Consider the following 13,513-nt stretch of genomic DNA (forward strand, 5'->3'; position numbering starts at 1 on the left):
AGCGAGCTTGCTCGCGATAGCGGTGGATCAATCGACACTCCTGTCGAATTCGAGTCCGTCATCGCGAGCAAGCTCGCTCCCACAGGGGTCGAGCAAGACATCCAGGTTTCTGTGCCTGCAAGACCTGAGGTCTTTGGGAGCTTCACCATGCTGAACACCCTTCTTCCCATCCTGCTGTTCGCTGCCCTGGGCCTTGCGGTCCTCGGCGCCTTGCGGCGGGTGAACATGTGGCGCCGGGGACGACCGTCCAAGGTCGATCTGGTCGGCGGCCTTTTCGCCATGCCCAAGCGCTACATGGTGGACTTGCACCATGTGGTGGCGCGGGACAAGTACATCGCCAACACCCACGTCGCCACGGCCGGTGGTGCGGTAGCGTCCATCGTGCTGGCTATCCTGGTGCACGGTTTCGGCCTGCATAACCGCTTCCTCGGCTATGCCTTGCTGTTGATGTCGGCGGTGATGTTCGTCGGCGCGATCTTTGTCTACCTGCGTCGGCGCAACCCGCCAGCCCGCCTGTCCAAGGGGCCGTGGATGCGCCTGCCGAAAAGCCTGCTGGCCTTCTCGGCGTCGTTCTTCTTGGTGACCCTGCCGGTGGCGGGCATTCTTCCGGAAGGCTTCGGCGGCTGGCTGCTGGCGGCGATCCTGGGCGTTGGCGTGCTGTGGGGCGTTTCGGAGCTGTTCTTCGGCATGACCTGGGGCGGGCCGATGAAGCATGCCTTTGCCGGTGCCCTGCACCTGGCCTGGCACCGTCGCGCCGAACGCTTTGGCGGTGGTCGTTCCACCGGCCTGAAACCGTTGGACCTCAATGACCCGGCGGCGCCCCTGGGCGTGGAAAAACCCAAGGATTTCACCTGGAACCAGTTGCTCGGCTTCGACGCTTGCGTCCAGTGCGGCAAATGCGAAGCCGCGTGCCCGGCCTTTGCCGCCGGCCAGCCGCTGAACCCGAAAAAGCTCATCCAGGACATGGTGGTCGGCCTCGCCGGTGGTACCGACGCGAAGTTCGCCGGCAGCCCTTACCCGGGCAAGCCGGTGGGCGAACATGGCGGCAATCCGCATCAGCCGATCGTCAATGGCCTGGTGGACGCCGAAACGCTGTGGTCCTGCACCACCTGCCGGGCCTGTGTCGAGGAGTGCCCGATGATGATCGAGCACGTCGATGCCATCGTCGACATGCGCCGTCACCTGACCCTGGAAAAAGGCGCCACCCCGAACAAGGGCGCCGAGGTGCTGGAAAACCTCATCGCCACCGACAACCCTGGCGGCTTCGCCCCGGGCGGACGGATGAACTGGGCTGCGGACCTGAACCTCAATCTGCTCAGCGAGAAAAAATCCACCGACGTGTTGTTCTGGGTCGGCGACGGAGCCTTCGACATGCGCAACCAGCGCACCCTGCGGGCCTTCGTCAAGGTGCTCAAGGCGGCGAAGATCGACTTCGCCGTGCTTGGCCTCGAAGAACGCGACAGCGGCGATGTGGCCCGGCGCCTGGGGGATGAAGCGACGTTCCAGTTGCTGGCCAAGCGCAACATCCAGACCCTGGCCAAGTATCGCTTCAATCGCATCGTCACCTGCGACCCCCATAGCTTCCATGTGCTGAAAAACGAATACGGCGCCTTCGATGGCAACTACCTGGTGCAGCACCACAGCACCTACCTGGCGGAAATCATCGACGCCGGTGCCCTGAATCTCGGCCAGCACAAGGGCGACAGCGTGACCTATCACGACCCTTGCTACCTGGGCCGCTACAACGGTGAGTACGAAGCGCCGCGCCAGGTGCTGCGTGCGCTGGGGATCGAGGTCAAGGAGATGCAGCGTTCCGGGTTCCGCTCCCGCTGCTGCGGCGGTGGCGGCGGTGCGCCGATCACTGACATCCCGGGCAAGCAACGTATCCCCGACATGCGCATGGAAGACATCCGAGAAACCGGCGCCGAGCTGGTGGCCGTGGGTTGCCCACAGTGCACCGCGATGCTCGAAGGCGTGGTCGAACCCCGCCCGATGATCAAGGACATCGCCGAACTGGTGGCTGACGCCCTGCTGGAAGACGCAGCGCCCGGCAAGCCCGTGGCCTCGGCCAAACGTGAACCTGCGGAGGTGCATTAATGAGCGACATCATCCGTCGCGACCCTCGCGCCGAGCGGATCGCCCGTAACCGCCTGCATCCGCTGCACGCGGCCATGCAACCGGTGCAACACAGCTGGATGGGGCCCAACGGCATCATTCGCAAGAACGTCCACGGTGTGGGTTTCATCGGCCCCAACGGCATCAAGCGCATCGACCGCAGCGGTGCCCAGCAGGGCGGCACGACCCGTCGCACCGCCAGCACCGAAGTGCAACTGCCGCTGCATCAGGTGCCGCAACCGGCGTTCTACATCAGTGTGGTTCCAGACATGGTGGGTGGCCGCCTCAGCAGCCACGACCGCGATCTGCTGGGGCTGGCCCATCAGTTGGCGGGGGCGCAAGGCGCGGTATTGGCGGTGGTGTTTGGCGAACACAAGGAAAACGCCTTCGCCACGGCCGGTGTCGACCGCTTGCTGGTGCTCGAAGGCGAAGCGTTCAGCGGTTATGCACCAGAACAGCGAGTCCAGGGCCTGCGGGCTGTGGATAACCAGTTCAACCCACGTCATTGGCTATTGCCCGACAGCCGCAGCGGTGGCGGTGAATTGGGCCGGCGTTTCGCCGCGGCCCTGGGTGAACGCCCGGCCACACGGGTCTGGCAGGTCAAGGGCGAGGAGTGCATCGGCCGTGCCGGCGCCGGCCTGCAAGACCTGGCCCGCCCTTTGGCGCGGTTGATCCTGGCGGCCGCCGAGTGCGCCGAACCGGTCAGCGAAACCCGTCACGAAGCCTTGCCGGTGGAGTTATCCACAAGCGTGGCCCGCAGCCTTTCGCGCATCGAGGACATGGGGGCGGTGGCGGTGGACCCCGGTGCGATTCCGATGGCCGAAGCCGAATTCATCTTTTCCGGGGGCAACGGGGTCAAGGACTGGGACCTGTTCCACCGCACGGCGGCCGCGCTGGGGGCCACCGAGGGCGCCTCGCGGGTGGCGGTGGACGATGGGTTCATGTCTCGGGACCGTCAGGTCGGCGCCAGCGGCACCTGGGTCACGGCGCGGGTCTACGTGGCGGTAGGGATTTCCGGGGCGATCCAGCACCTGCAGGGCATCGGTGCCTGCGACAAGGTGGTGGCGGTCAACCTCGACCCGGGCTGCGACATGATCAAGCGGGCGGACCTGTCGGTGATAGGCGACAGCGCGGCGATTCTCCAGGCCCTGATCGCGGCGGTAGAGGCTTACCGCAACGAAGCCAGACGCGATGCGGCTTAAGCTAAGGATTCAACCATGACGACTCAAGTGATCAGCCTCGTGTCCATCGGCGCCCACCCTACCTCCGGCCGGCCGAGGCGAGCCGAGCAGGACGCCCGGGCCGTGGAACTGGGCCTGCAACTGGCCGGCAACGACTTGCAAGTGCTGCATGCCGGCGATGTGGCCGAGCCGGCGCTACGCGCTTACCTGGGCATGGGCCTGGACGAGCTTCACGTGCTGGAAAACCCGGCGGGGGCCGACGCACTGCCGGCCCTGACCGATTATCTGCGTGACGCGGCGCCTCAGGTGGTGCTCACCGGCAGCCAGGCGGAAACCGGCGAAGGTTCGGGGATGCTGCCATTCCTGCTGGCTGAGAACCTTGGCTGGCCGCTGGTGGTAGGGCTGGCCCAGGTGGAATCCATCGACAATGGCGTGGCCCTGGTGCTGCAGGCATTGCCCCGTGGCCAGCGACGGCGCCTGAAAGTACGCCTGCCATTCCTGGCCACTGTGGATAACGCGGCGCCCAAGCCCCGCCAGAGTGCCTACGGCCCGGCCCGACGTGGCGCCCTGCATGCCGAAGAAGTCGAGGTGATCGACGACAGCCTGCTCGCGGTGGCAACGCTGCAACCGGCCAAGCCCCGTCCCAAGCGTCTTAAGGTGATCAAGGCCAAGAGCGGCGCCGACCGTATGAAAGCCGCCACGGCCAAGGCCAGTGGCGGAGGCGGGCAGGTACTCAAGGGCGTGAGCCCGGAGGCCGGCGCCGAGGCTATTCTCAAGTTGCTGATAGAGGAAGGGGTTGTTCGCTGAATCAGCGTTCACCCCGACCTGTGGGAGCGAGCCTGCTCGCGATAACGGTCTGTCAGTGAGCGAGGGTGTCCACCGACGGAGCAATATCGCGAGCAGGTTCGCTCACCTGAGTCATACGTTTACTCACAATCCCTGTGCGTGCGCCTGTGGATAACCTGTTCGCCCCTCGCTGAACCCCACGTCAAACAGGCCTTGCGCACCTATGCTCAAAAAATGACCAGTCTAACCTATGGTTTTTATTGGGTTTGCTTGTGAACAGGCGACCCTTATCGTCCATGAGTTGCCCCCAATCTCTGTTGGCGCATTTGTGGATAAGATGTTCGTTATCCTCTGCAAGCCAGGCGCAGCGGTGCTTGCGCGGATTTGATCAATAAATGATCAATTCCTGTTCGACCGTGAAAAACTCTCCGGAAAACCGCGTTTTATCCCCGGTCGATGCGCTTTTCCACAGTTACGTCAAAATTACCCCCAAACGCTGTTGGCGCTTCTGTGGATAAGGTGTTCGTTTCGCCCTGGAGGCCTTGCGCGGCAAGGCGTTCAGGTTATTGCTTAAAAAACGATCAACTGGCCTGAAATCGCTCATCGTTCATAACCAGCGGATTTTATTCACTTTTCACTCAAGCAATTTCCGCCATGCGCGAGAGTTGTCCCCATTAGCTGTGGGCGGTCATGTGGATAACTTGTTCGCGAAAGGCTAGATCCCGCGGCTTATATAGTGCGAAACGCGATAGATCAAATTTCATACAGTTCTAAGGGCGTGCCTTGACGTGGGACCGTGGTCTGTCTTCACTCCAATGGCACAAGGACATCGCCTCGTCTTATCCACATCTGGTTCAGGGAGAACACATGATGGATAGCCCGCCCTCGCGCTTCTATTCAATTGCACCCTTGATCCGCGTTCAGATGCCTTGCGCTGTGTCGCCAAGGCGCAGCCGTCGCCGCGTCGTCAACCAGCGTGCCCGCCTATAGCGCCCGGTTTCTTCCCCGTTCCACACCGCTGACTGTCGCTCGACTCCCCCGAGGAGAGTGGCCAGGCGCTCGTGCGCCCGAATGAAATGACAGGCAACCGCAGAGTTGCCCTTCTGCCTGAGAGGACTTTGACATGACACGGATCTCGACCCCCATCAGCGAAATCAAGGAGCATTACGACGTTATCGTCATCGGTTCCGGCTACGGCGGCGGCATTGCCGCGTCGCGCCTGTCCCGGGCCGGGCGCAAGGTGTGCCTGCTGGAGCGGGGCCGGGAAATACAGCCCGGCGAATATCCCAACACCATGCTCGCGGCCACGCAGGAGCTGCAGGTCCATGACCCGGACGGTCACATCGGCTCGCGTACCGGGCTGTTCGACCTGCACGTCAATGCACAGCAGAACGTCGTGGTCGGTTGCGGCCTGGGCGGCACGTCGCTGATCAATGCCAACGTCTCGCTGGAACCGGAGCCTGGCGTCTTCGAGGATCCGCGCTGGCCCCAGGCGGTGCGTGAACACCGCGACACACTGCTCAAGGATGGCTATGCAAGGGCTCGCGAAATGCTCAAGCCCAACGCCTACCCGGCATCGGAGCCGAACCTGCCCAAGCTCGACGCTCACGGCAAATCTGCCGATTACCTCAAGCAAGGGGCCCATTTCTACAAGCCTCCGATCAACGTGACATTCGACAAGCTGCCCAACAACCTCAACCACGTGGGCGTCGAACAGCTTCCATGCAACGGCTGTGGCGATTGCGTTTCCGGTTGTAACAACAAGGCCAAGAACACCACCCTGATGAATTACCTGCCGGACGCCTGGAACCATGGCGCGGAGATTTTCTGCCAGGCCGAGGTGCGACACCTGGAGCGCGACGGCAACGGCTGGATCGTGCATTTCCAGTACCTGGACAGTGGCCGCGAATTGTTTAGCGCACCGACTCTGTTCGTGCGCGCCGACATCGTGGTGGTGTCCGCCGGCACCCTGGGCACCACCGAGATCATGCTGCGTTCCCGGGACAAGGGCTTGTCGATGTCCAATCAGTTGGGCGAGAACATGAGCGGCAACGGCGACATCCTCGGGTTCGGCCACAACTGTGACCAGGTCATCAACGGCATCGGCTTCGGCGCCCACTCGGCCAAGGAGTTGGATCCGGTGGGGCCGTGCATCACCTCGATCATCGACATGCGCACCGAGGGCGACTGGCGCAGCCGCATGGTCATCGAGGAAGGCTCGATCCCTGGCGCCCTCGGCCGGCCCATGGTGCCGAGCATGGCAGCGTTTGCCGGGATGATCGGCGTGCCTACCGACACCGGCTTGGGGGCCGATCTCAAATACAAGGGGCGTGAAGCCGAGAGCTTCCTGCGCGGTCCCTATTACGGCGCGCTGCATAACATGCAGACCTACCTGATCATGAGTCACGACAATGGCAAGGGCCGCATGCTGCTCGACAGCAAGGATCAGTTGCGCATCGACTGGCCCGGTGTCGGCGAGCAGGAAAACGTCACCCTGGGCAACGAGCGCCTGCACCAGTGCACCAAGGCACTGGGCGGGATCTGGGTCGAAAACCCGATCTGGACCAAGCTGCTCAAGCACAGCATTGTCTCGGTCCACCCCTTGGGCGGTTGCGTCATGGGCGAAGATGCCACCCAGGGCGTGGTCAACCACAAGGGCCAGGTGTTCAGTGGCACCAGCGGCACGGATGTCCACCCGGGCCTGTATGTGGCCGATGGCGCGGTGATCCCGACGTCCCTGGCGGTCAACCCGTTGCTGACCATCTCGGCGGTGAGCGAGCGCAACATGGGGTTGCTGGCGGCCGATCATGGCTGGCAGATCGATTACACCCTGCCTTCGGCTCCGCGCAAACCGGTGGCGGCACCGACCCTCGGGGTACAGTTCACCGAAACCATGAAGGGCTACTTTTCCACGGCGTTCACCCAGCCCCAGGGCACGGACCTGACGCTCTACGAAGCGGCGGCCAAGCGCGGCAAGGCGGACAACTCGCCCATCGAGTTCACCCTGACCATCACCGCCGACGATTTAAACCGTCTGATCAAGGAGCCGGAGCACGCCGCGACATTGGTGGGCACCCTGGACGCGCCGCTGCTTTCGCCCCAGCCGCTGGTAGCCAGCAACGGGGTGTTCAACCTGTTCGAGCAATACCAGGAACAGGTGGGCGTGCGCCACATGAACTACGACATGAAGCTGACCGCCGAGGACGGCAGCGATTATTACTTCAGCGCCTTCAAGACCGTACCCGAGGACAACGGGGTGTTGAACATCTGGCATGACACCAGCACGCTCTACGTCACGCTCTACCGCGGGCCGGACAAGACCGGCGCGGTGATCGGCTCGGGAGTGATGCACATCCAGCCGGCCGATTTCGCCAAGCAGATGACCACCATGAAGGTGCTCAATGCCCGCAACGAGCGCGAACGTGTCGAGGCTCTTGCGCGGTTCGGCAAGTTCTTCGCCGGTATCCTGTGGGAAAGCTATGGCGGGGTGTTCGCCGGCGACATCTACTTCAACCCGGACGCGCCGCCGCGCACCAAGCGCCCGCTGGACGCGCCGGCGCCGACGGTGCATTTCTTCCAGACCGAAGACAGCGTCGAGCTGCGCCTGACCCGCTACCAGGCCGGCAGCAAGGGCCCGGTGATGCTGGTTCATGGCCTGGGCGTGGGCTCGAATATCTTCTCCACCGACACCATCCACACCAATTTGCTGGAGTACCTGTGCAAGCACGGGTACGACGTCTGGCTGCTGGACCTGCGGGTAAGCATCCTGCTGCCCGCCAGCAAGCGTGAGTGGAACGGCGACCAGGTGGCCCGGTACGACTTCAAGGCCGCCATCGAGCAGATCCAGCAAGCGACCCTGGCTCGGGACGTGCAATGCGTGGTGCATTGCTACGGCGCGACGACCTTCTTCATGTCGATGCTGGCCGGCTTGCAGGGGGTGCGCTCGGTGGTCTGTTCACAGATCGCCGCCGATACGGTGGTCGCCACGGCCACCGGCCTGAAGGCTGGCCTGCATCTGCCGGGCATGCTCGACGCCATCGGCATCAAGTCTCTCACCGCCTACGCCGATACCAAGGAGAACTGGTTCAACAGGCTCTACGACAAGGCGCTCAACGGCTATGCCCGGATCGAGGCCCAGGGCTACTGCACCAACCCGGTCTGCCACCGCATCACGTTCATGTATGCGTCGCTGTATCGCCACGACACCCTCAACGAAACCCTGCACGACAACCTGCATGAATTGTTCGGCGAGTCGAACATGCACACCTTCGAGCACCTTGCCCTGATCGTGCGCAAGGGGCACCTGGTGGACTTCAAGGGCAACGACGTCTACATGCCGCATTTAGACCGGCTGAAGCTGCCGATCTGCTTCATCAGCGGTGCCGACAACCAGTGCTACCTGCCACAGAGCACCCTCAAGACCTACCAGCGGTTGTGCGAGATGCACGATCCGCAGCTGTTCAGCCGTCATGAGGTGCCGGGCTACGGTCATATCGACTGCATCTTCGGCAAGGACGCGGTGGTGGATGTGTATCCGATCATTCTTGAGCACCTGGAGAAGACCGCCCTCGGCTGACGCAAGGCCCAGTCGTCTGCATCGCCAGCAAGCTCGCTCCCACAGGGGGCCATGTGCCGCTGATTTTGTGCGCGCCACACATTCAGTGTGGGAGCGAGCTTGCTCGCGATAGCGATCGCTAGAGCGCTGCATATCGTGAGTCAAGAATAAGGAAATGGATGCCATGAACAGTTACATCCGCTGGTTCCAACGCATCATCTGGGTGGGGATCGTCATGAACATGGTGTTCGCGATTCCGGCGCTGTTCGCGCCGGCGTTGCTGACGTCCATGCTTGGCTTGCCGCCCGTGCTGTCCGATCCATGGCTGGAGAACACCGGCATGCTGCTGGTGGGGATCAGCCTGTTCTATATGCCCTCGGGGCTCAATGCGCCGCGTTTCGTGGTTCATTCGTGGCTGTGCGTGCTGTCGCGGTTGGTGGCGGTGGTGTTCTGGATCTACCTGATCAACACCAATGACCAGGGGCCATTGTTCGTCCCCATGCTGATGGGCGACCTGAGCATGTTCCTCGTGCTGGGCATCCTGCTGTACCTGGGCAGCCCGGTCGCCAATCGGCCCATGGCCCTGCTCTGCGCCGGCTGGCGAGACTGGCGCGCGGGCTGGGCGCGGCGCTGGCAAAGCCATGGCTTCAAGGTCGGTGCGCTGGTGGTGGTGCTGGTGCTGGGTTTCGTCGGTTACCAGACCTGGTACCAGATGATCCGGGAGGTGCCGCAGCCGGACTTCGCCTCCGACGAAGACCACTACAAATATGCCGCCATCGGCCTGGGGATCGAGGCGCGGATTCCCTACTATCTGTTTGCCGTGCTGCCTCAGATGTGTCCGGAGAAAATGCCCAGGCCCGGTGGCTACGAGGTGTTCGGCTTTCTCTATGAAAACGGCAACGACCTGCCCATCGGCATGGCCAAGCGGCAGTTGGGGTATCCCACCGTGGAACCGAACTGCGCCCTGTGCCACACCGGCTCTTACCGGGCCAATGCCACGGATGTCGCGGTTCCGGTCGCCACTGCGCCGGCCAATACCCTGCAACTGCAAGCCTTCCAATGGTTCGCCTACGATTGCGCCAGCGATCCGAAATTCACCGCGGATGCGGTGATGGCGGCGATCAATGGCAAGTTCCAACTGGGTTTTTTCGAAAAGCTGTACAACCGCTACCTGATCATTCCGATGGCCAAGAGTGCGCTGCTCAAACAGAAGCAGGCCTACGCCTGGCAGAAACTGCGCCCGGCCCAGGGGCCGGGCCGGACCGACACTTTCAACCCGACCAAAATGGTGGTGTTCGGCTTCCCGGATGACTCAACCATTGGCACCGTGGACCTGCCGCAGGTCTGGAACCAGAAGCCTCGCGAGTCGCTTTACCTGCACTGGGACGGCAATAACAACAATATCCATGAGCGCAATTACGCCGCGGCCATGGCCGTGGGCGCGACGCCGCAATCGGTACTGCCGCCGAGCTTCAACCGGGTGACCAATTGGCTGCTGGGGCACAAGGCGCCCGCCTGGCCGTTCGCCCTGGACCAGGCGAAAGTCGCCCAAGGCAAGCCGATATGGGAGCAGAACTGCGCCGGTTGCCACGACTTCGGCCGCACCGACACGGGCCAGGTCACCACCAACATCGACCAGTTGGGCACCGATCCTCATCGCCTGAACTCCTTCACCACCGGCCTGGTGGCGGCGTTCCACGGCTTCAAGAAGCCGCCGTTCGACTTCGGCGCCTACCGCAAGACCCAGAGCTACAGCAACACACCCACCGATGGCGTCTGGCTGCGTGCGCCATACCTGCACAACGGTTCGGTGCCGACCCTATGGGACTTGCTGCAGCCGCCGGAACAGCGTCCGCAAGTGTTCTACACCGGCTCCGACCTCTACGACCAGGAGAAAGTGGGCTTCATCACCAGCGGCGAGCAGATGAAGGCAACGGCGGACTTCAAGTACGACACCCGCCTGGAGGGCAACCACAACGGAGGCCACTTGTATGGCACGCAACTGTCGGACGCCGACAAGCGGGCCTTGATCGAATTCATGAAAACCCTGTGATCCAGGGCACTGCGAAGGAGCGTTCACATGTCATTACTGCATCATTGGGAACATGAGTTCGACAAGGTCAAGGTCCGCCTGCACGGGTTGGTCACGCGACTGGAAATGTCCTGGAAAAAACTCGTCAACGACCTGGAGCCCGAGGAGTTCCAGGCCATCGTCAAGCTCTTGCAACGCGGCCACGACCAGGCACGGCATGTCATCGAGCATGGTGATCTGCCGGATGACGAGCCTGCCGTGCCGTGGGAGCTGGCCCACGGCCTGTCGATCCTGAAGCTTGGCAATGCCACGCCGTTGCCGCAAAGCGAGGATGAATTGCCGACCCGGGTCCTCAAGGACGGCACGTTGCTGGGCTGCCGTAAATGGGAGCTGCTGGATCTGCTGTGGAGCGAGGCGTTGCTCAAGTGGATCGAAAACCTGCGCCACCATGCGACCTTCGCCACCAACCCGGCGCTGGTGAAAATGGACCGCGACGTGGTGCTGGCCATCGCCGGCGACTGGGGGACCGGTCCCTTCGACAGCCATGCGCCGGCGGTGGCCGTCGCCAACCAGATGCAGCTGGCCCAGGCCGATTTCACCATCCATCTTGGGGATGTCTATTACGCCGGCACCCATTCCCAGGAAGACGTCGACATGGCCGGCTGGCCCCAGGGCAAGCATGGCGCCTTCACCCTCAATTCCAACCACGAGATGTACAGCGGCGCCCACGGTTATTTCAAGGAACTGGCCAAGCGGTTCCCGGTGCAACAGGGCACCAGCTACTTTGCCTTGTACAACGACGACTGGCTGGTGGTCGGCCTGGACACCGCCTACGCTTCCGACGCCATGAACCTGTACATGAATGGCACCCTCAACACCCAGCAGATCGACTGGATGAAAAGCCTGCCCAAGCGCAAGAAACTGATGGTGCTCAGCCATCATCAGGGTTTCGATATCAGCGGGCATCATCAGACCGCGCTTTACCAACCGGTCTGCGACGCCCTTGGGCGCGAGCCCGACTATTGGTATTGGGGGCATCTGCACAACGGCATCTGCTACGCGCCCCAGGGCGGATTGCATGCGCGCTGTGCCGGGCACGGAGCGATTCCCTACGGCACTACCAGCGAACTGAACGGGCATGCCCGGGTGCTGTGGTCGGAGACGGAGCTTGCGGGCGATCCGGCGTATCCGGAGCGGGTGTTGAACGGGTACGTGAAGGTGCGGCTGGTGGGGGAGGAGATCGAAGAGACGTTTTATGGGGAGGATGGGTCGGTGCGGTGGTCTTCGAAGTAATCAGGTGAATGTCGGGCCGCTATCGCGAGCAAGCTCGCTCCCACAGGTTGTGTGAACAACACAGAACCCCTGTGGGAGCGAACTTGCTCGCGATGCTCCTGGCTCAACCCTGGACCGGAACGCCCTTGAGGTACGGCGCAGGCTCGGCCCCCAGATTGTTGAGCATACGCTCGCTGTACCAGTCCACGAAGTTCACCACGCCGAACTCATAGGTCTTGGAGTACGGGCCTGGCTGGTAGGCGGTGGAGTTGATGCCGCGCTGGTTCTCTTCGGCCAGGCGACGGTCCTGGTCGTTGGTGGCGTCCCAGACCTGGCGCATGCGCTCCACGTCGTAATCCACGCCTTCGACCGCGTCCTTGTGCACCAGCCACTTGGTGGTGACCATGGTTTCCTGGGCGCTGATGGGCCACACGGTGAACACGATCATGTGGTCGCCCATGCAGTGGTTCCAGGAGTGCGGCAGGTGCAGGATGCGCATCGAGCCCAGGTCCGGGTTCTTGATGCGACCCATCAGCTTGGCGCAGCCTTGCTTGCCGTCCATGGTCATCGACACGGTGCCCTTGAGCAGCGGCATGCGCACGATACGGTTGCGCAGGCCGAAGCTCTTGTGAGCGTAAGGAATCTTCTCGGCTTCCCAGGCCGCGGCGGAATCGGCCACATGGTCCTTGAACGCCTGGTCGGCCCGTGGGTCGGTGACGTCGTCCCATTCCAGCAGGGTCTTGAGTAGTTCAGGATGCGAACCGCCGCAGTGGTAGCACTCGCGGTTGTTTTCCAGTACCAGTTTCCAGTTGGCTTTTTCCATCAAGGTGGTTTGCACCGCCACCTTGGTGTTTTCCATGTCGTAGGGTTCCATGTAGTGGTTCAGGGTCGACAGGAAGTCATCGATGGCCGGTGGGTTCTCCGCCAGGCTGATAAAGATATAGCCGCCGGCGGTCTTCACGTTCACTGGCTTGAGGCCGTACTGCTTCATGTCGAAGTCGGCGCCCATTTCGGTGCCGGCGAACAGCAGGCGGCCGTCGAGCTCATAGGTCCACTGGTGGTAATGGCAGACCAGTTTGGCGACCTTGCCCTTGTCGCTGGTGCACAGGCGTGAGCCACGGTGGCGGCAGACGTTATGGAAGGCGTGGACTACACCGTCGGCGCCACGAATCACGATGATCGGGTTCTTGCCTACCTGCAGGGTCAGGTAGTTGCCCTTGGTCGGGATCTCGCAGGTCATGCCGGCGATCAACCATTCCTTCTGGAAGATCTCCTGCATGTCGATGTCGAACAGGCGCTCGTCGCAATAGAACGGCTGCGGCAGCGAGAACGTGCGCTCGCGTTCCTGCAGCATCTTCGCGGTAGCCTTGCGTGCGGGTTCCAGCGGATCGCCCAGGCTCAGGGTTGTGGTCACGTCCATCGTTTTATCCTCATGGCCATCTGTGTGGCCGGCGAAATATGGCTAATCGGTTGTGCTACGCAAGGCAGAAAACGTTGTTTGTCTGTTGGGGCGAGTGTGGGGCCGCGCAGGGCCGGAACCTTATCCATGGGCGACATGGCCCAATCTGTTCC

The 13,513-nt window shown here is 62.5% G+C and carries 7 protein-coding genes; 6 read left to right on the forward strand and 1 reads right to left on the reverse strand.

Annotation, left to right across the window (positions count from 1 at the left end; all coding sequences use genetic code 11):
* The first annotated feature begins 147 nt into the window (after nucleotides 1–147).
* The 6 genes from dgcB (at nucleotide 148) to BT179_RS06615 (ending at nucleotide 11,962) form a co-directional block, all read left to right on the forward strand.
* On the forward strand, nucleotides 148–2,097 hold the full coding sequence (gene dgcB / locus BT179_RS06590; RefSeq protein WP_072389945.1) for a dimethylglycine demethylation protein DgcB: 1,950 nt from the start codon (nucleotides 148–150) through the stop codon (nucleotides 2,095–2,097).
* The gene (locus BT179_RS06595) at nucleotides 2,097–3,317 is read left to right on the forward strand and encodes an electron transfer flavoprotein subunit alpha (RefSeq protein ID WP_072389941.1); all 1,221 of its coding nucleotides are present in this window, start codon (nucleotides 2,097–2,099) and stop codon (nucleotides 3,315–3,317) included. The genes dgcB and BT179_RS06595 overlap by 1 nt, the downstream gene beginning before the upstream one ends.
* A gap of 15 nt (nucleotides 3,318–3,332) precedes the next feature.
* Entirely contained in the window at nucleotides 3,333–4,103 is a 771-nt protein-coding gene (locus BT179_RS06600; protein ID WP_072430868.1) for an electron transfer flavoprotein subunit beta, read from the forward strand.
* A 1,102-nt stretch (nucleotides 4,104–5,205) separates the two neighbouring features.
* Nucleotides 5,206–8,658 carry a GMC oxidoreductase gene (locus tag BT179_RS06605; RefSeq protein WP_072430867.1) on the forward strand — a complete coding sequence of 1,151 codons (3,453 nt, stop codon included), beginning with the start codon at nucleotides 5,206–5,208 and terminating at the stop codon, nucleotides 8,656–8,658.
* A 163-nt stretch (nucleotides 8,659–8,821) separates the two neighbouring features.
* Nucleotides 8,822–10,690, forward strand: coding sequence for a c-type cytochrome (locus BT179_RS06610; protein ID WP_072430980.1), 1,869 nt, complete (start codon nucleotides 8,822–8,824; stop codon nucleotides 10,688–10,690).
* A 27-nt stretch (nucleotides 10,691–10,717) separates the two neighbouring features.
* The gene (locus BT179_RS06615; protein WP_072430866.1) at nucleotides 10,718–11,962 is read left to right on the forward strand and encodes a metallophosphoesterase; all 1,245 of its coding nucleotides are present in this window, start codon (nucleotides 10,718–10,720) and stop codon (nucleotides 11,960–11,962) included.
* Nucleotides 11,963–12,065: 103 nt separating this feature from the next.
* Here the strand turns inward: BT179_RS06615 and gbcA are convergent, their stop codons facing one another.
* Complete coding sequence (gene gbcA, locus BT179_RS06620) at nucleotides 12,066–13,361, reverse strand: glycine-betaine demethylase subunit GbcA (protein ID WP_072389928.1); 1,296 nt, start codon at nucleotides 13,359–13,361, stop codon at nucleotides 12,066–12,068.
* Nucleotides 13,362–13,513: the final 152 nt, after the last annotated feature.

Origin of the sequence: Pseudomonas sp. NFACC43 (assembly GCF_900119645.1) — a bacterium.
Lineage (GTDB): Bacteria > Pseudomonadota > Gammaproteobacteria > Pseudomonadales > Pseudomonadaceae > Aquipseudomonas.